Below are 19,360 nucleotides of genomic sequence, written 5' to 3'. Positions count from 1 at the left end.
ACAAAAGGGTCGATACGGCCCGGACATCCGAGGGCCCGCACACGGCCCCGGGTACATGACGAGGGGCGCACCCACATCCGGGGTGCGCCCCTCTCCCACGCGTAGGCGCCGATTCTCACACGCGTAGGCGCCGGTCACATGTCTATGTGCCGCCGGTCAGCCCGCCAGGCAGGACGGTCCCAGCAGTACCTTCAGGTCGCCGAACAGCGCCGGATCCGGCTTGACCCTCAGCCGGTCCAGGCGCAGCACGGTCGTCTTCGTCGGCCCCTGGAGCTTGATCCGCACCTCGCTGTCGCCCTTGTGGTGCTGGAGGATCTCCCCGAGACGGCTGACCATCGGCGGGGTGACCCGGGTCGCCGGGATGGTGAGCACGACCGGCGCGTTGGCACCCGCGTTCGACAGGTCGGGGATCATCAGCTCCATCGCGACCAGCCGCGGCACGTCCTCCCGCTTGTCGAGCCGCCCCTTGACGAACACCACCGCGTCCTCGACCAGTTGGGTCGAGATCAGCTGGTACGTCGCCGGGAAGAACATGCACTCGATGGAACCCGCGAGATCCTCCACGGTGGCGATGGCCCAGGCGTTGCCCTGCTTGGTCATCTTGCGCTGGAGGCCGGAGATGATGCCGCCGATGGTGACCACCGCGCCGTCGCCGAAGTCGCCGCCGGTGAGCTGGGCGATCCCCGCGTCCGCCTTGTCGGAGAGCACATGCTCCAGGCCGAAGAGCGGGTGGTCGGAGACATACAGCCCGAGCATCTCCCGCTCCTGGGCGAGCAGATACGTCTTCTCCCACTCCTCGGTCGCGAACTCCACGTCCAGCCCGAAGCCGGGCTCGGTGGTGTCGGCCTCGCCCATGCCGCCGAAGAGGTCGAACTGTCCCTCGGCCTCCTTGCGCTTGACCGCGACCACATTGTCGATCATCGGTTCGTACTGCGCGGTCAGGCCCTTGCGGGTGTGCCCCATGGAGTCGAAGGCACCGGCCTTGATCAGGGATTCCGTGGTGCGCTTGTTGCAGACGACGGCCTCGACCTTGTCGAGGTAGTCGGGGAAGGAGGCGTACTTCCCCTTGGCCTTGCGGGACTTGATGATCGACTCGACCACGTTGGTGCCGACGTTGCGCACCGCGGAGAGGCCGAAGAGGATCACGTCGTCACCCTGCGCGGCGAAGTTCGACATCGACTCGTTGACGTTCGGCGGGAGCACCTTGATGCCCATGCGGCGGCACTCGTTGAGATAGATCGCCGACTTGTCCTTGTCGTCCTTGACCGAGGTGAGCAGCCCGGCCATGTACTCGGCGGGGTGGTTCGCCTTGAGGTAGGCGGTCCAGTACGAGACCAGTCCGTACGCGGCCGAGTGCGCCTTGTTGAACGCGTATCCGGCGAACGGGACCAGGACGTCCCACAGGCCCTGGATGGCCTCGTCGCTGTAGTCGTTCTTCCGGGCGCCGGCCTGGAAGATGGTGAAGTTCTTCGCCAGTTCCTCGGGCTTCTTCTTGCCCATCACGCGGCGCAGGATGTCGGCCTCGCCGAGCGAGTACCCGGCGATGATCTGGGCGGCCTTCTGCACCTGCTCCTGGTAGACGATCAGGCCGTAGGTGACGTCCAGGACCTCCTTGAGGGGGGCCTCCAGCTCCGGGTGGATCGGGGTGATCTCCTGCTGGCGGTTCTTACGCAGGGCGTAGTTGGTGTGCGAGTTCATGCCCATCGGGCCCGGCCGGTACAGGGCCGACACGGCGGAGATGTCCTCGAAGTTGTCGGGCTTCATCAGCCGCAGCAGCGAGCGCATGGGGCCGCCGTCGAACTGGAAGACGCCGAGGGTGTCGCCGCGCTGGAGCAGTTCGAAGGTCGTCGGATCGTCCAGCGGGAGGCCCAGCAGGTCGATGTCGATGCCCTTGTTGAACTTCACCATCTTGACGGCGTCGTCCATGATGGTCAGGTTGCGCAGGCCCAGGAAGTCCATCTTCAGCAGGCCGAGCGACTCACAGCTCGGGTAGTCCCACTGGGTGATGGTCACGCCGTCGCTGTGCCTGACCCACACCGGGACATGCTCGGTGATGGTCTCGCTGGACATGATCACACCGGCCGCGTGCACACCCATCTGCCGGACCAGGCCCTCCACGCCGCGCGCGGTGTCGATGACCTTCTTCACATCCGGCTCGTTCTCGTACATCCCGCGGATCTCGCCCGCCTCGCCGTAGCGCGGGTGGGCGGTGTCGGTGATGCCGGAGAGCGGGATGCCCTTGCCCAGGACGTCCGGCGGCATGGCCTTGGTGAGCCGGTCGCCCATCGCGTACGGGTAGCCGAGCACCCGCGCGGAGTCCTTGATCGCGTTCTTGGCCTTGATGGTGCCGTAGGTGCCGATCATGGCGACCTTGTCGGCGCCGTATTTCTCCGTCACGTACCTGATCACCTCGACGCGCCGACGCTCGTCGAAGTCGATGTCGACGTCGGGCATCGAGATGCGCTCGGGGTTCAGGAACCGCTCGAAGATCAGTCCGTGCGGGATCGGGTCGAGGTCGGTGATGCCCATGGCGTAGGCGACGATCGAGCCGGCCGCGGAGCCACGGCCGGGGCCGACCGCGATGCCCTGCTTCTTGGCCCACATGATGAAGTCGGCGACCACCAGGAAGTAGCCCGGGAAGCCCATCGAGATGATCACGTCCATCTCGTAGTGGGCCTGCTTCATGCGGTCCTCGGGGACGCCGCCGGGGAAGCGGCGCTCCATGCCGAGGCGGACCTCCTCCTGGAACCAGGTGACCTCGGTGTAGCCCTCGGGGATGTCGAACTTCGGCATGAGGTTGCGGGACTCGAACATGCCCGTGGTGTCGACCATCTCGGCGATCAGCAGGGTGTTGGCGCAGCCCTCCTGCCAGGCGTCGGAGGAGTCGATGGCGTACATCTCGTCCGTGGACTTGAGGTAGTAGCCGGTGCCGTCGAACTTGAAGCGGTCGGGGTCGGAGATGTTCTTGCCGGTCTGGATGCACAGCAGCGCGTCATGGGCCGTCGACTCGTGCGCGTACGTGTAGTGCGAGTCGTTGGTGACCAGCGGGGGGATGCCGAGCTTCTTGCCGATCTCCAGCAGGCCGTCACGGACCCGGTGCTCGATCTCGATGCCGTGGTCCATCAGCTCCAGGAAGTAGCGGTCCTTGCCGAAGATGTCCTGGTAGTCGGCGGCGGCCTTGAGGGCCTCGTCGAACTGGCCGAGGCGCAGCCGGGTCTGCAGCTCGCCGGAGGGGCAGCCGGTGGAGGCGACGATGCCCTCGGACCACTGGGAGATGGTGTCCTTGTCCATCCGGGGCCACTTCTGGAGCCAGCCCTCGGCGTAGGCGTCGGAGGACAGCCGGAAGATGTTGTGCAGGCCCTTGCTGTTCACCGCCCACATCGTCTTGTGGGTGTAGCCGCCGGAACCGGAGACGTCGTCCCGCTTCTGGTGCGGCTGGCCCCACTGGATCTTGCGCTTGTTGCGCCGGGACTCGGGGGCGACATACGCCTCGATCCCGATGATCGGGGTGACCCCGGCCTTCTTGGCGGTGTGGAAGAAGTCGTACGCCCCGTGCAGATTGCCGTGGTCGGACATGGCGATATGGGTCATGCCCATCTCATTGCACGCGTTGAACATGTCCTTCAGCCGCGCGGCACCGTCCAGCAGCGAGTACTGGGTGTGGACGTGCAGGTGCGTGAACGGCGGCTTTGACACGGTGTGACCTCCAGGAACAACCAGGAACAACAGGGGGTGACGGACGGGAACACCCCCGCGGGGCGCGGGGCACGGACACGGGGTGACAGGCGGGCGGAGACTTCTGGGGACAGCGTCGGAGTCTATGCCTCGGCACTGACAATCCGGCGCCCGCCCCGCGTACCTTCACAGCGTGGGCCGGGCCGCGAGGATGGGCACTTCCGGGCGGCCCCGCCCGTTGGACACGACAGAAACGCTGTCGTACACATGCACCAGGAGGCACTCCGCGATGTCGGTTCCACAGCTCAGTGACGAGCGGCGCGGTGAGGAGATCCTCGCCGTCTTCGACACCGCCTTCGGCCAGCTCCTGGCCGCCGACCCGGCCGCGTTCCGTGTGAAGTTCCGCAAGATGGCGGCGTCCGCCTTCGCCTTCTACCGCGGCACGGCGGGTCTGTACTACCACGACCTGGAGGGCGAGCGGCGCGGCGGCCCGTACCTGGACGAGCGCACCTCGCGCGTGTGGATCCACGGCGACCTGCACGCGGAGAACTTCGGCACGTACATGGATTCGAACGGCCGGCTGGTCTTCAACGTCAACGACTTCGACGAGGCGTACGTCGGTCCCTTCACCTGGGACCTCAAGCGCTTCGCCGCCTCCATCGCCCTCATCGGGTACGCGAAGGCGCTGTCCGACGAGCAGATCACCGAGCTGGTGACCGTCTACGCGGCGGCCTACCGCGACCGGGTGCACGCGCTGGCCACGGGCGCCAAGAGCGACGAGGTGCCGCCCTTCACCCTGGACACCGCCGAGGGCCCGCTCCTGGACGCGCTGCGCGACGCCCGCGCGCTGACCCGCTTCGGGCTGCTGGAGTCGATGACCGAGATCCGTGACTTCGAGCGCCGTTTCGCGCCCGGCGGCGGCTCCATCGAGCTGGACGCGGCCACGCGCTACAAGGTGCTGGCGGCCTTCGACGGCTATCTGGAGACGCTCCCGGAGACCTCGCTGACCCACCCCGACTCCTACCGCGTCAAGGATGTCGTGGGCCGCCGCGGCATCGGCATCGGCTCCGCCGGGCTGCCGTCGTACAACATCCTGCTGGAGGGCCACAGCGACGCCCTGGAGAACGACGTGGTGATCTACATCAAGCAGGCCCAGACCCCGGCCGTCTCCCGGCACATCACGGACCCGGCGATCCGCGAGTACTTCCAGCACGAGGGGCACCGCACGGTGATCTCCCAGCGCGCCCTCCAGGCGCACGCCGACCCGTGGCTCGGCTGGACCGAGCTGGACGGCGCGGGCCAGTTGGTCGCCGAGGTCTCGCCGTACGCGGTGGACCTCGACTGGGGCGACATCGACGACCCGGAGGAGATCGCGGCGGTCGTCGCCGACCTCGGCCGGGCCACGGCGACGATGCACGCGGCGGCGGACGACACCTCCGGCGAGTCCCTGGTGCCCTTCTCCACCGAGCGCGCCATCGACGCGGCCATCGCCGGCGACGAGGAGGGCTTCGCCCCGCTGCTGGTGGACTTCGCGCACTCCTACGGCGCCCGCGCGCGTGCCGACCACCAGATCTTCGTCGACCTGTTCCGCAACGGCCGCATCCCCGGCCTGTGACGCGGCCTGTGACGGGGAGGTCACCCAGAGGGAAGGGCACGGCGTCCACAGGGACCCTTTAGGGGTCCCTTACCGGACCCCGTGGCACACTCTGACCGCTATGGACATATCAGGGACCCCGATCAGAGCCGTACGCGCGGCGCTGTTCACGGCACTCGTCGTGACGCTCGGCACCGCGTCGCACGTGCTGCTGTCCGGGGTCCCGCTGCCGCTGGCCACGGTGGCGCTGGCCGCCGCCGCGGTCTTCGCCGTGGCGTTCGCGCTGGCGGGCCGCCGCGAGGTTGGCCCGGGCCGGATCGCCGCCCTGCTGATCCCGCTGGAACTGGCGGTCGACACGCTCTTCACGGCCGGCCAGCACGCCTGTTACGGCGCCGCGGGCGGCCCGGTGACCGGCCCGCTGCGCGCGGTGGGCCTGGACGTACTGTGCGGGGGCGCGGTCGGCTCCCCGCTGGCCCGGATGACGGCCCCGGACACCGCCACCGCGCTCTTCGCCAACGCCGACCCCCGGGCCGCCTGGCTCCTGCTGTGCGCCCATGTCTCCATCGGCCTGCTGGCCGCGGCCTGGCTCCACCGGGGCGAGCGCGCCCTGACCCAGCTGCTGAGCGCCGCCGCGGCGACGACGTTCCGCCCCTTGCTGCTGGCGGTGACCGGCATCGTCGTACGGCCGGCTCCGTCGGCCCCGCGTCCGCCGCGCCCCACGCACCGCGCGGCGATCATCCGCGACCTCCTGCTGTCACACACGCTGGGCCGCCGCGGCCCACCGCCCCGCAGCTGCGTCGCCTGACGCCCGGCACCGTCCGGCGACGTCGCCCCGCCTGAAGAGGCATGGGGCCCACAGCACACCTCCCACCCCGGCGGCGCGGAAATCTGCGCACACCTCCCGGCCCCCGCGCACCGCAAATGCCCAGGGACACGGCACGGCAGGACACCGCGCACCGCACACCCCCAGAGACACGGGACCCCGAAACACCGGCTACCACCCACCCCCCAGGGGCGCGGAACGCGGGAACCCCGGCTACCACGCACCCCCTAGGGGCGCGGGACTCCGAAACGCCGGATACCGCACACCCCCCCCAGAGACACGGGACCCCGAAACACCGGCTACCACCCACCCCCTAGGGGCGCGGGGAACTGCGCGACCAGCCACCACGCACGCGCGGCCGAAAAACCACCCCCGCCACCCCACCCCCACCCCACATGGAGATCACCATGAGCAAGCGAAACACCAACGCCGCCAAATCCGCCGCGCGAGAGCGCCTACGCGAAGAACGCGAGCGCGAGGCAAAGCGCGCAAGGACCAAGCGCCAGATCATCGTGGCCTGCACAGTCGTCGCCGTGCTGGCCGCGGCCGGCGGCATAGGCTACGCCGTCGTCCAGGCGAACAAGCCCACCCACTGGGAGGCCGTGCAGGACGAGAAGGTCACCGCCCCGGCCAACACCACCGGCACCGACGGCACCACCGTCGTCATAGGCGAGGAGAGCGCCCCCAAGACCCTCAAGGTCTACGAGGACCCGCGCTGCCCGGTCTGCGCCTCCTTCGAGCAGACGGTCGGCTCGACCGTGGACAAGGACATCGCCGACGGCAAGTACAAGGTCCAGTTCGTGGGCGGCACCTTCCTGGACGGCGACTCGCTCGGCGACGGCAAGGTCGGCTCCAACGGCGAGGGCTCCAAGAACGCGATGAGCGCGCTGGGCGCCGCCCTGAACGTCAGCCCGGACGCGTTCCTGGCGTACAAGACCGCGCTGTACTCGGCGGACTGGCACCCGGAGGAGACCGACGACAAGTTCGCCGACGACAGCTACCTCATCGAGATCGGCGACACCGTCCCGGCCCTGAAGGACAACGCCACATTCCAGAACGCGGTGAACAACGGCACGTACGACGCCTGGGCCCTGGCGATGTCGAAGACGTTCGACACCAACAAGGACGGCGTGACGGGCACCCCGAGCTTCGTCATGGACGGCAAGATCCTCACCACCGCCGACGGCAACCCGCCCATGACGGTGGCGGACTTCAACACGGTGGTGGACGCGGCCCTCAAGGGCTGAACGGCGACCCGAAGTCTCTGAACGGCGACCCGCGAGGGCCGAACCGAGGACGCCCCGGCGTCCAGGACCGAAAGAGCGGGCGAACTTTCCGAGTTCGCCCGCTCCCTTTCGTACCGCTCAGTAACCTGATCGCTCGTGACCAGTCATGACAGATCACCCAAGACCAACTCCCTTACCCCGCGCCGCCGTACGGTCGTCAAGGCCGCGGCGGCCACCGCGGTGCTGGCCGCTCCGCTCACCGCAGCACTGCCCGCCCGCGCGGCCGGGACCCCCGTCTTCGCGCACGGCGTGGCCTCCGGCGATCCCCTCCCCGACGGCGTCCTGCTGTGGACCCGGGTGACACCCGCCCCGGAGGCCACCCCCGGCTCCGGGCTCGGCCCGGACACCGAGGTCGCCTGGACCGTCGCCAAGGACAGGGCGCTGACGCAGATCGTCGCCCAGGGCTCGCTCACCGCGCGGGCCGCCACCGATCACACGGTCAAGGCCGACATCCGCGGCCTGGAGCCCGGCACGGCCTACTGGTACCGCTTCTCCGCCGGCGGCACCGACTCCCCCGTCGGCCGCACCCGCACCGCGCCCGCCGCGAACACCGCCGTCGCTGGCCTGCGCTTCGGCGTGGTCTCCTGCGCCAACTGGGAGGCCGGCCACTTCGCGGCGTACCGCCATCTCGCCGCACGCGGCGACCTGGACGCCTGGCTGCACCTCGGGGACTACCTCTACGAGTACGGCGGTGGTGAATACGGCACCCGAGGCACCGTCGTACGCCCGCACGCCCCCGCGCACGAGATCCTCAGCCTGGCCGATTACCGCACCCGGCACGGCCGTCACAAGACCGACCCCGACCTCCAGGCACTGCACGCGGCGGCGGCCTGCGTCGCCATCTGGGACGACCACGAGATAGCCAACGACGCCTGGTCGGACGGCGCCGAGAACCACACCGAGGGCCCCGAGGGTACCTACGGTGACCGTCAGGCCGCCGCAAAGCAGGCGTACTTCGAGTGGATGCCCGTCCGCCCCGCCCTCGCCGGCACCACCTACCGCGCGCTGCGCTTCGGCAAGCTGGCCGATCTCTCCCTGCTCGACCTGCGCTCCTTCCGCTCCCAGCAGGCCGCGTCCGGCAGCGGCGAGGTCGACGACCCGGACCGCACCCTCACCGGCCGCGCCCAGCTGGACTGGCTCAAGGCGGGCCTCAAGGCGTCCGACACCACCTGGCGCCTGGTCGGCAACTCGGTGATGATCGCGCCGTTCGCGATCGGCGCGCTCACCGCCGAACTGCTGGCGCCGCTCGCCGAGCTGCTCGGACTGCCCCGGGAGGGCCTCGCGATCAACACCGACCAGTGGGACGGCTACACCGACGACCGGCGTGAGCTGCTGGACCATCTGCGCGCGCACGCCATCCGCAACACCGTCTTCCTGACCGGCGACCTCCACATGGCGTGGGCCAACGACGTGCCGGTGAACGCCGCGACCTACCCGCTGTCCGCCTCCGCCGCCACCGAGTTCGTGGTCACCTCGGTCACCTCCGACAATCTGGACGACCTGGTGAACGTCCCCGAGGGCACGGTCACCGCGCTCGCCGCGCCGCTCATCCGGGCCGCCAACCGGCATGTCCACTGGGTCGACACCGACCGCCACGGCTTCGGCGTCCTCGACCTCACCGCCGAGCGCGCGCAGATGGACTACTACACCCTCTCCGACCGCACCAGGGCCGACGCCACCGCCGCCTGGCAGCGCTCGTACCGCACCCGCAGCGGCACCCAGCGGATCGAGCGCGCGTACGACCCCGTGTAGCCGACGGCCGGCCGCCTAGAGGGAGTCCAGGAAGCCGAGCGCCACCCGCCAGGTGGCCTCGGCCGCCTCCTCGTCGTAGTCGGGCAGCCCGGGGTCGGTGTAGAGATGGCCCGCGCCCGCGTAGCGGTACACCTCCACGTCCGCGCCCGCCCGGCCCATCTGGAGATACCAGGCGCTCAGCCAGTCGTCCGTCTCGAACGGGTCCGGCTCGGCGACATGCAGCTGCACCGGCAGCCCGTCCACCGACGCGTTGGGCGCGAGGTCCGACGTGCCGTGCACCAGCAGCAGGCCCCGGGCCTGCTCGTCGCCGAGGGCGAGGGTCTGGGCCAGGGAGGCGCCGAGCGAGAACCCGGCGTACACCAGACCGGCCCCGGAGTGGGGCGCGGCCGCCAGCACCGCCCGCTTGAGCAGCTCGTCCTTCCCGATCCCCGCCTGGGCGGCCATGCCCTCCTCGACCGTGTCGAACGTACGCCCCTCGAACAGGTCCGGGACCAGCACCTCATGGCCCGCGGCACGCAGCCGCTCGGCCGCGTCCCGCACCGCCGGTCTGAGTCCGTGGGCCGAGTGAAAGAGCACGATGTCCATGAGCCCCATGGTGCCAGCCACCACTGACAACGCGGGCCAGGGCAACCGGGGGCCGAACCCCGGACCGGACCACCCCAGCCTCCCCAGCCCTCCCCAGCCACGCCCGGACCGGATCAGGGAGATATGTTCACGACCCCCGAACCCCGGTTACGTTCACTGACATGGAAAATCTGCTCCGCCCCCTGATCGTGATCGGCGGTTCGGTGCTGCTGACCCTGGTCATCGGCTGGGCCACCGACTTCCTGCTGCGCAAGGCCGACGCACGGCACGGCGGGACGTCCCTGTGGGGCGAACTGCGCCGGGCCCGGGTTCCGTACCAGCTGGTGCTGTGTGCCGCCCTGCTCAGAGGCTCCTACGACCAGGCGCGGCTGCTGACCGGGTTCCGCGAGGGCGTCGGGCAGACGCTGACGCTGCTGCTGATCGGCTCGGCGGCCTGGCTGGCGGTGCGGATCGCGGCGGCGGTGGTCGGGGCGTCGTACTCCCGCTACGCCCACACGCACACCGAGCGGGACCCGGCCCGCGTGCGCCGGGTGCGCACCCAGGTGACGCTGATAACGCGGGTGGTCGCGGCGGTCGTCGGGGTGATGGCGGCGGCGGCGATGCTGCTGACGTTCCCGGCGATGCGCGCGGCCGGCGCCTCGCTGCTGGCGTCGGCGGGCATCCTCGGCATCGTGGCCGGGGTGGCGGCGCAGTCCACGCTGAGCAATCTCTTCGCGGGGCTCCAGATCGCGTTCGGCGACATGGTCAGGATCGGCGACACCGTGGTGGTGGACGGCGAGTGGGGCACGGTCGAGGAGATCACCCTGACCTTTCTGACCGTACGGACCTGGGACGAGCGCCGGATCACCATGCCGGTGTCGTACTTCACGTCCAAACCGTTCGAGAACTGGTCGCGCGGCACCCCGCAGATGACCGGCACGGTCTTCTGGCAGCTCGACCACTCGGCGCCGATGGCGCTGATGCGCGCCCGGTTGCAGGACATCCTGCGCGCGTGCCCGGCGTGGGACGGCCGTTCCTTCGATCTCGCGGTCACCGACTCCACCCCGAGCACCATGGAGGTGCGGGCCCTGGTGACGGCGAAGGACGCCGACGACATCTGGACGGTCCGGGTCACCGTCCGCGAACAGATGCTCGACTGGCTGGTCCGGGAGCATCCGTACGCGCTGCCCAGGGTGAACGCCACGGACGCCGTACTGCCCCCCGGCGCTCCGGGCGCGAACGGCACGCGACGCGCCGGTGAGGGCACCCCGGCGCCGCGCCGCGCGGTGGAACCGCACCGCCCGGACCGGATCTGACCGCCTCCCGGGCCGCCTCCCGGGTCGTCCGGTCAGCGGCCCCGCTCCGCACCCCCGTTGACCTGGATGACCTGGGACGTGAGATGCCCGGCGTGCGGCGAGGCCAGCCAGTGCAGGGTGGCCGCGACATCGCCGGGCATGCCCACGCGCCCGGTCGAGGTCTCCGCGATCAGCCGCTCCCGCCGCTCCGGCTCCATGGCGTCCCCGAAGAACTCCGTGTCCTCGACATAGCCGGGCGCCACCACGTTCACGGTCACCCCGCGCGGCCCCAGCTGCCGGGCCAGATCATGGGCGTACGGATGCAGCGCCGCCTTGGCCGCCGCGTACGCCCCGGTGCCCGAGCCGCGGAACGCGGCGATCGAGCTGAGGAACAGCACCCGGCCGCCCGGATCGGCGAGCCGGTCCTTGAGGGCCTCGGTGAGCAGCACCGAGGTCAGCGTGTTGATCCGGAAGTTGACATTCCAGACGTGGGCCACGGCGTCGAGCGGATCGTCACCGGCGGCGGGCGGCTCCAGCAGCCCGTTGCCGCCCGCGCTGTGGATCAGCACATCCACGGTCCCCAGCTCGCGCGCCACGAAGGCGGCCACCTCCCGCACCCGCTCCGGCTCCGCGAGGTCCGCCGCGAAGGTCAGCGCCCCCGGCACCCCGGCCCGCTCCAGCACCTCCCGCCGCCGCCCGACCAGCAGTACCTGGTCCCCCTCCGCCGCGAACAACCGCGCCGCCGCGAGCCCGATCCCCGTACCACCACCGCTGATGACAACGTTGCGTGACATGATCACATCGTACGGCGTTGTGCGCGCCGACGGCCGGAACAGTCCGGCTCAGCGCATGCTGCGCACGTCGAGATGGCGCAGCACCCGGTCCACGATCTCCGGGTCGGAGCCGGGCTCGCCGCGGGCCGCCAGCACCTCGTGGCGGGCCGCGCTCAGCATCTCCCGCTCGATCCGGCGCAGCCGCCTGACCCGTTGCGCCCGCTGCTCGTGCCCCTCGCGGCGCTCCTCCTCACCGAGCTGCGGATCGATCCGTACGCCGATCTCGTAGGCCCGGCGCAGCATTCGCTCGGTCACTTCCTCCGGCAGGTCCTCGACATCCTCGATCTCCTTCAGCCGGCGCCGGGCGGCCTTCGCCGCGCGCACGGCGAGGGTGTGCTCGAACTCCTTCTCCCGCTCGCTGTCGGCCCGTACCCCGAGGCGTTTCACCAGCCAGGGCAGGGTCAGGCCCTGGACCACCAGGGTGGCCATGATCACCGCGAAGGCGATGAACACGATCTCGTCGCGGTCGGGGAAGGGCGAGCCGTCGTCGGTGGTGAGCGGGATGGCGAGGGCCAGCGCCACGGAGGCCACCCCGCGCATGCCGGACCACCACATGACGACCGTCTCGCGCCAGGTCGTCGGGATCTCCTCGTCATGGTCGCGCCGCGCGTGCAGCCGCTGGGTCACCCAGGTCGCGGGCAGCAGCCACAGCAGCCGTACGAAGACCACGACGCCGACGACCGCCGCCGACCACAGCAGCAGTTCGCCCCAGCGGCCGGAGGCGGTGCGCAGGGCGTTGTGCAGTTCCAGGCCGATCAGCCCGAAGGCGACGCCCGTGACGAGCGTGTCGACGATGTCCCAGAAGGTGTGCCCGGCGAGCCGGGTCATCACGTCGTCGGCGTCGGTGGCGTAGTCGGTGAGATAGAGCGCGGTGACGAGGACGGCGAGCACGCCGGAGCCGTGCAGTTCCTCGGCGGCGACATAGGAGGCGAACGGCACCAGCAGGCTCAGGCCGATCTGGAGGGTGGCGTCGCCCAGCAGGTCCGCCAGCTTGTTGGCGCACCAGCCGAGCGCCAGCCCGACGACGAGCGCGACCACGGCGGACAGCACCAGGTCCAGCCCCGCCCGCCAGGGCGAGAAGGTGCCGCTGACGGCGGCGGCGATGGCCACGTGGTAGAGCACGATCGCGGTGACGTCGTTGAACAGCCCCTCGCCCTCCAGGATGGAGACGAGCCGGCGGGGCAGTCCGAGCTGTCCGGCGACGGCGGTCGCGGCCACCGGGTCGGGCGGCGCGACCAGCGCGCCGAGCGCCACGGCCGCCGCGACGCCCAGCCCGGGCACGATCGCGTTGGCCACGAGGGCGACACAGAGCGTGGTGACGAACACCAGAGCGACGGCGAGCAGCAGGATCGGCCGGAGATTCGCCGCGAACTGCCGCCAGGAGGTGCGCCGTACGGCCGCGTAGAGCAGCGGTGGCAGCAGCAGCGGCAGGATCAGATCCGGCGGGATACTGACGTTGGGCACGAAGTCCAGCAGCGCCAGCACGATCCCGAGCAGGGTCATCAGCACCGGCGCGGGCAGCCCCAGCCGGTCCCCGACCGGGACGCTGAGCACGGCCGCGACCAACAGCACGAACAACAGGGCCAGTTGATCCACGGTCGGCGCTCCGGGTGATCGGCGGTGGTACGGCAGCAGCTCTCAAGGCCGTGGTACGGCGGTTTTACGACAGCTCCGGGGGCGGTCTCACGACGGCTCCGGGGGCGGTGGTACGACGGCTCCGGGGACGGTGGTACGACGGCTCCGGGGCGGGCGGCGGCCCGCGGACTGTCCGGGGCCGGTCGCTACAGAGCGCGCCGCATCGCCCGGTGCGGTATCCCGGCGTCGGGGAACTCCGGGCCGTACGCCGCGTAGCCCAGCCGTTCGTAGAACCCCAGGGCGTGGGTCTGGGCGTGCAGATCGACCGCCGTGAGCCCCCGCGCGCGTGCCGCGTCCTCGATGGCCCGTACGAGTCCGGCGCCGACGCCGAGCCCGCGCGCGTCCGGGATCACCGCGAGCCGGCCCAGCGAGCCCACTGCCGGGTCGCCGCCGTTCTTCGCGGCGGCGGCCGGGCCGTGCAGCAGCCGGCCGGTGCCCAGCGGCGCGCCGTCCGCCGCGCGCACGGCCAGCACATGGACGGCGCCCGCGTCGTACACGTCGTACTCGATGTCCTCGGGTACGCCCTGCTCGGCGACGAAGACCGTCCTGCGCAGGGCGAAGCACGCCTGGAGGTCGGCCGGGCCGGCGGCGACCCGCACCTCGTGGGCGACGCTCACCCGTAGGTCTCCGCGCGGACCTGGTCCAGGGTGCGCTGGAGGTCCTCGGGGTAGTCGCAGGAGAACTCGGCCCACTGGCCGTCGCCGGGGTGCTCGAAGCCCAGCCGTACGGCGTGCAGCCACTGGCGGGTCAGGCCGAGCCGCTTGGCGAGGGTGGGATCGGCGCCGTAGGTGAGGTCGCCGACGCAGGGGTGGCGGTGGGCGGCCATGTGGACGCGGATCTGGTGGGTGCGCCCGGTCTCCAGCTTCACATCGAGCAGGGAGGCCGCGCGGAACGCCTCGATCAGGTCGTAGTGCGTGACGGAGGGCTTGCCCTCGGCGGTGACCGCCCACTTGTAGTCATGCTGCGGGTGGCGGCCGATCGGGGCGTCGATGGTGCCGCTCGTCGGGTCCGGGTGGCCCTGCACGAGCGCGTGGTAGCGCTTGTCGACCGTGCGTTCCTTGAACTGGCGCTTGAGGGAGGTGTACGCGCGCTCGGACTTGGCGACCACCATCAGCCCGGACGTGCCCACGTCGAGGCGGTGCACGATCCCCTGCCGCTCGGCGGCACCGGAGGTGGAGATCCGGTACCCGGCGGCGGCGAGCCCGCCGATGACGGTGGGCCCGCTCCACCCCGGACTGGGATGAGCGGCAACCCCCACAGGCTTCACGATCACCACGACATCGTCATCGTCATGGACGATCTCCATGCCCTCGACCGGCTCGGCGACGATCTGCACCGGCGCGGGCGCCTGGGGCATCTCGACCTCCAGCCAGGCGCCGCCGTGCACCCGCTCGGACTTTCCGGCCACCGACCCGTCGACCGTGACCTTCCCCGCGGCGGCCAGCTCCGCGGCCTTGGTGCGGGAGAAGCCGAACATCCGGGAGATGACGGCGTCGACGCGCTCGCCCTCCAGGCCATCGGGCACGGGCAGGGTGCGGATCTCGGGAAGCGTACTCACCCGTCGAGTATGCCGGACGGGTCCGACAACGCCGTACGCCGTCCGCCGCCGTCAGTCCTTGTGGACCGTGCCGTCGGGGTCGAGGCCGCGGAAGGAGAGCAGCACGATGAGGATGCCGCCGCAGACGATCGCCGAGTCGGCGAGATTGAAGACGGCGAAGTGCTTGGGCGCGATGAAGTCCACGACCGCGCCCTCCAGGAAGCCCGGCGAGCGGAAGATCCGGTCGGTGAGATTGCCCAGCGCGCCGCCGAGCAGCAGACCGAGCGCGAGGGCCCAGGGGAGGCTGTAGAGCTTGCGGGCGAGGCGCGCGATGACGACGATCACGGACGCGGCGATGACCGTGAAGATGATCGTGAACGCCTGGCCGATGCCGAAGGCGGCGCCCGGATTGCGGATCGCGTCGAAGCGCAGCCAGTCGCCGATGACGTCGATCGCCGGGTTGCCCTCCAGCTTCGCCACCACGAGCAGCTTGGTGGACAGATCCAGGGCGTAGGCGAACGCGGCGACGGCGAACAGCACGGCGATCCGCCGCTTGCCCCGGGGCGGCGCGGCGCCACCCTCGTCGGTCTCCGGGGTAGGTGCCGTCCCGGAGGCGGGCCGCTCCTGCTCGGCCTCCGCCTCGGCCTGTCCCGCGTCCGGGTTTTCCGGCGTACCGATGATGCGCTCCGCCTCTGCCACGTGAGTCCCTCAACCTAGGTGCCTGCTGAGCACGAGGGTACGGCACGCCCCTGACACACCCGGTGCTCAGGAGGGCCACCGGGGCGAGGGACGCCTGTCAGTACCGGCGCTCCTGCTTCTGCTTGCACTCCACACACAGGGTGGCCCTCGGGAAGGCCTGCATACGGGCCTTGCCGATCGGATTACCGCAGTTCTCGCACAGGCCGTAGGTACCGGCGTCCAGGCGCTGGAGGGCGCGCTCGGTCTGGAGGAGCATCTCGCGCGCGTTGGCGGCGAGCGCCAGCTCGTTCTCGCGCGTGATGTTCTTGGTGCCGGTGTCCGCCTGGTCGTCGCCCGCGCCGTCGCCGGAGTCCCGCATCAGGCCGACCAGCGACCGCTCGGTGGTGGTGATCTCGTCCCGCAGCCGCTCCGCCTCGGTGATCAGCTCGGTCCGGGCCTCGGCGACCTCCTCGGGCGTCCAGGGATCCTCCCCGGGCCGCACCGCCAGCTCCCCGGGCTCGGCGGCGGGCCGCGCCTTGGGTACGGCGGTCTTGGCCGCCGTGGCCGCACCAGGGCTCTTCTTAGCAACCACCGTCTTGGCTCCCGTCTCGTCCGCGGCCGACGCCGCACTCTTCGCCGTACTCTTCCGCCCACCAACCCGCCCGGAATCCTTCACACCGGGAACGTCCTCGCCGGAAACCTGCTCGCCGGAAACTCGCTCACTGAGAACTCGCTCGCTGGGAACCCGCTCACTGGGAACTTTCCCACCAGATGTCTTCATGCCGGAGGCCTTCTTGCCGGGGGATCTGACGCCAGAGGTTTTCCGCCCAGACGACCGCTGACCTGCACTTTGCTGGTCTGGGGCGTGCTGGCCGGGGGCCTGCTGTTCGGGAGGTTGCTGTTCAGGGGGCTGCTTGCCGGAGGGTTTCCTTCCGGAGGGCTTCTTTCCGGAGGGCTTCTTTCCGGACGGCTGTCCAGGCGACTGTCCGGGGGCCTGGCCGGAGAGCCGGCCAGGGGTCTGGCCGGAGGGCTTGCCCGGGGTCTGCTTCCCCAAGGGCTGCTTTCCCGGGGCCTTTTTTCGCGGCGACTTCCGTCCGGGCGTTTTCTGTTCAGGGGCCTGCTGTCCCGGGGCACGCTCCTCTGCCGACTCCCGGTCAGAGGGCTTCTGTCCTGGCGACGTGCGGTCGGGGGACTCCGCGCCGGAGGATTGCCGTCCTGGCGCTTTCGCTGCCGGTGTCTTCCGTCCAGAGGACTTCCGCCCTGGCGACGCCCGGCCAGGGGACTCCCCGGGAGACTGACGTCCCGGGGCTTTCGCCGCCGATGTCTTGCGTCCAGAGGACTTCCGTCCTGGCGACGCCCCACCAGAGGACTCCCCACCGGGAGACTGACGCCCTGAGGCCTTCGCCACCGATGCCTTCCGTCCGGAGGACTTCCGTCCTGGCGACGCCCCACCACGGGACTCCCCACCGGGAGACTGACGCCCCGGGGCCTTCACCTCCGGTGTCTTCCGTCCGGAGGACTCCTCGCCGGGGGACTTCCGGCCGAGGGCTTGCTCTGCCGAGGGCAGCCCGCCTGCGGCGCCGCTGTCCCTGACGGCTTTTCGGCGGGAGGCTCCCTCTGCCAGAGGCCGCTCGCCAGTGGCACCTACGGCACCAGCGGTGCGTTTCCGGCTACGGGTTTCACCTGCCGGAGGCTTCTCGGCTCCGGCACCTGCGGCGGCCCTGGCGGAGGCTTTCCGGCGGGGAGCTTCCTCCGGGGCTTGCTCGACTGTGGTGGCTACGGCATCGGCACGAGGTTTCCGACCGGAGCCTCCCCCTGAGACCTGCTCAACTGCGGCACCTGCGGCCCTGCCAGTCCCCCGACGACGGGAGACTCCCTCCACCGCAGACCCCTCACCCACGGCGCCCACAGCACCAGCACCAGCACCAGCACCAGCACCAGCACCAGGCTCCCGGCCGGAACCTCCCACCCCCGAGACCTGCCCAGCTACAGCACCCACCCCCTTGGCCGATACCTTCCGGCGAGGAGCCTCCACCGCCGGTGGCTGCTCACCAGCGGTCGCCGCTACACCAGCGCGACGCTTCCGGCCTGGCGCCGATCCTTCTGCCGAGGGCTGGTCACCTGGGGCACCCGCCACACCGGCGGAGCCTTTCCGACCGGCGGACACCTTCCCGGCAGAAGCCCCCTCGCCGCCGGCACCAGACGACGGCTCCCGAGCCCCCGCCACACCGCTCGGGACCATCTTGGCGGCGGCCTTCTTGGCGGGCCGCTTCCCGGCGGCCGAGCTTCCCCGGACCACCGCCTTGCCGTCGTCAGGGGTCCCCTCCCCCGCACCCCGCGCGGCAGCGGCCTTGGCCGCCGGGGCCTTCTTGGCCACGGCCTTCCTGCCCGCAGCCGCCTTCCCGGCGGAAGCCTTCTTGACCGGGGCCGGGGCCGGGGCCGGGGCCTTCTCGGCCGCCCCCGACCTGGCAGCAGCCTTCTTGGCCGTCGCCCTCCTCCCGGTCGCCCCCTCCTGGGCGCTCTCAGGAGCGACCTCATGGGCGGCCCCACGAGCAGCCTCAGAGGAGACCTTCCCGGAAACCGCCTCCTTGGCGACCGTTTTCCTGGCGACCGCCTTAGGCGAGGTTTTCCGGGCCACCGCCTTCTTCGCGGCACCCTTCCTCGCCCCACCCTTCCCGGCGGCAGCCCTATTCGCCCCACCCTTCCCGGCGGCAGCCCTCCCCACCGCACCCTTCCTGGCCGCGCTCCCCCTGGGGGGTTCCTTCGAGGTCTCCTTCACCGGCGTGGCCTCCTCAGCCACCCCCCTGTCGACTGTCACCGCCCTCTTGGCGGCGGTCCTCGTCACCGGCGCCCGCGCGGACGTCCCTTTCCTCACCGGCTCCCGCGCGCCACCCCCCGACTCGGCCTCCCCACCTTCTCCCGACCCCGCACCACCCCGCACCCCGGAAACCCGCTTCTTGCCCCCGACGTCCTTGCCCGCACCACCGGAAACACCCGTGCCACCCCCCGAAGAACCCGCCCCGCCGCCAAAGCCCCGTACACCCCCCGACGCACCACGCATCGAGTCCCGTACGGCGGTCTTCTTCGCCACCATGGCCGCGGCCCCTTCACATACCGTGATCTTGCGCGCGAATCGTGCTGGGACGATAAATCGACTTGAGTCCCGCGGCAACGGGGCACGCCGCCCCAGCCGCCCGCCCCGGCACCCCCACGCGGCGGACATGCATCCGTTGTGCCCAGCTCCCCGCAGGGTGAATCCGCCGCGCGGAGATCCCCGGACGCCCGCCCACCGACCGCGCCATTCGGGTCACCCCGCACCCCGCCGGCCCGCCCGATATCCGGTCGTCCGCTGTCGGTGCGGCGCCGTACACTGGGCGGAGCGAAAGGCGTGGATGGGGACGAGTAGCGGCGTACGCAGCCCAGAGCGACCCGGGGACGGTGGAAGCCCGGGGGCGAGCGCGACGTGAAGATCACCCCGGAGCCGCCGGAGGAAAGCCGCAACACCTCTCGTACAGAGACCCAGCACACCCCGTACAGAGGCCGACGCGGCGAGTAGAACCGGCTCGCGACCCCAATGAGGGGGCTCCCCGGAGCGCGCATCGGGCGCCGGAGGGCCAAGGAGGGTGGTACCGCGGGAGCGCGCCGCAGCCGGCGCGAAGGCAGGTCCGACACCAGGACCCGGCCAGGC

The 19,360-nt window shown here is 71.0% G+C and carries 13 protein-coding genes; 5 read left to right on the top strand and 8 right to left on the bottom strand.

Annotated features, from left to right (window positions below; genetic code table 11):
- Positions 1-156: 156 nt before the first annotated feature.
- Positions 157-3,696, bottom strand: coding sequence for a DNA polymerase III subunit alpha (gene dnaE / locus ACFRFC_RS26730; protein ID WP_382688749.1), 3,540 nt, complete (start codon positions 3,694-3,696; stop codon positions 157-159).
- 268 nt (positions 3,697-3,964) lie between these two features.
- On the opposite strand from dnaE, the gene ACFRFC_RS26725 reads away from it, so the two are divergent.
- The 4 genes from ACFRFC_RS26725 to ACFRFC_RS26710 all read left to right on the top strand — a co-directional run bounded on the left by ACFRFC_RS26725 (position 3,965) and on the right by ACFRFC_RS26710 (position 9,130).
- A complete protein-coding gene (locus ACFRFC_RS26725) occupies positions 3,965-5,290 on the top strand; it encodes a DUF2252 domain-containing protein (protein ID WP_382688751.1) in 1,326 nt (441 codons plus the stop codon).
- Between the two features lie 100 nt (positions 5,291-5,390).
- The gene (locus ACFRFC_RS26720; protein WP_382688754.1) at positions 5,391-6,074 is read left to right on the top strand and encodes a hypothetical protein; all 684 of its coding nucleotides are present in this window, start codon (positions 5,391-5,393) and stop codon (positions 6,072-6,074) included.
- A gap of 425 nt (positions 6,075-6,499) precedes the next feature.
- A complete protein-coding gene (locus ACFRFC_RS26715; protein ID WP_382688756.1) occupies positions 6,500-7,339 on the top strand; it encodes a thioredoxin domain-containing protein in 840 nt (279 codons plus the stop codon).
- A 135-nt stretch (positions 7,340-7,474) separates the two neighbouring features.
- Positions 7,475-9,130, top strand: coding sequence for an alkaline phosphatase D family protein (locus tag ACFRFC_RS26710; RefSeq protein ID WP_382688758.1), 1,656 nt, complete (start codon positions 7,475-7,477; stop codon positions 9,128-9,130).
- Between the two features lie 15 nt (positions 9,131-9,145).
- Here the strand turns inward: ACFRFC_RS26710 and ACFRFC_RS26705 are convergent, their stop codons facing one another.
- The gene (locus ACFRFC_RS26705; RefSeq protein WP_382688760.1) at positions 9,146-9,715 is read right to left on the bottom strand and encodes a dienelactone hydrolase family protein; all 570 of its coding nucleotides are present in this window, start codon (positions 9,713-9,715) and stop codon (positions 9,146-9,148) included.
- A gap of 161 nt (positions 9,716-9,876) precedes the next feature.
- Here ACFRFC_RS26705 and ACFRFC_RS26700 point away from each other — a divergent pair, with 161 nt between their 5' ends.
- A complete protein-coding gene (locus ACFRFC_RS26700; RefSeq protein ID WP_382688763.1) occupies positions 9,877-11,010 on the top strand; it encodes a mechanosensitive ion channel family protein in 1,134 nt (377 codons plus the stop codon).
- A 32-nt stretch (positions 11,011-11,042) separates the two neighbouring features.
- Here ACFRFC_RS26700 and ACFRFC_RS26695 read toward each other — a convergent pair whose 3' ends face one another.
- The 6 genes from ACFRFC_RS26695 to ACFRFC_RS26670 form a co-directional block, all read right to left on the bottom strand.
- A complete protein-coding gene (locus tag ACFRFC_RS26695; RefSeq protein ID WP_382688767.1) occupies positions 11,043-11,783 on the bottom strand; it encodes an SDR family NAD(P)-dependent oxidoreductase in 741 nt (246 codons plus the stop codon).
- A gap of 48 nt (positions 11,784-11,831) precedes the next feature.
- The gene (locus ACFRFC_RS26690) at positions 11,832-13,418 is read right to left on the bottom strand and encodes a Na+/H+ antiporter (protein ID WP_382688770.1); all 1,587 of its coding nucleotides are present in this window, start codon (positions 13,416-13,418) and stop codon (positions 11,832-11,834) included.
- Between the two features lie 185 nt (positions 13,419-13,603).
- Positions 13,604-14,074 carry a GNAT family N-acetyltransferase gene (locus ACFRFC_RS26685; protein ID WP_382688773.1) on the bottom strand — a complete coding sequence of 157 codons (471 nt, stop codon included), beginning with the start codon at positions 14,072-14,074 and terminating at the stop codon, positions 13,604-13,606.
- Positions 14,071-15,015 (bottom strand): RluA family pseudouridine synthase, encoded by a 945-nt coding sequence (locus ACFRFC_RS26680; RefSeq protein ID WP_382688776.1) that lies wholly within the window; start codon positions 15,013-15,015, stop codon positions 14,071-14,073. The genes ACFRFC_RS26685 and ACFRFC_RS26680 overlap by 4 nt, the downstream gene beginning before the upstream one ends.
- Before the next feature lie 51 nt (positions 15,016-15,066).
- Positions 15,067-15,693 carry a signal peptidase II gene (gene lspA / locus ACFRFC_RS26675; protein WP_382688779.1) on the bottom strand — a complete coding sequence of 209 codons (627 nt, stop codon included), beginning with the start codon at positions 15,691-15,693 and terminating at the stop codon, positions 15,067-15,069.
- 97 nt (positions 15,694-15,790) lie between these two features.
- The gene (locus ACFRFC_RS26670; protein ID WP_382688782.1) at positions 15,791-17,080 is read right to left on the bottom strand and encodes a TraR/DksA C4-type zinc finger protein; all 1,290 of its coding nucleotides are present in this window, start codon (positions 17,078-17,080) and stop codon (positions 15,791-15,793) included.
- Between the last annotated feature and the right edge of the window lie 2,280 nt (positions 17,081-19,360).

The sequence above is a fragment of the Streptomyces sp. NPDC056734 genome, assembly GCF_042790455.1.
Lineage (GTDB): Bacteria > Actinomycetota > Actinomycetes > Streptomycetales > Streptomycetaceae > Streptomyces.
This window is presented reverse-complemented; position numbering and strand designations above follow the sequence as displayed.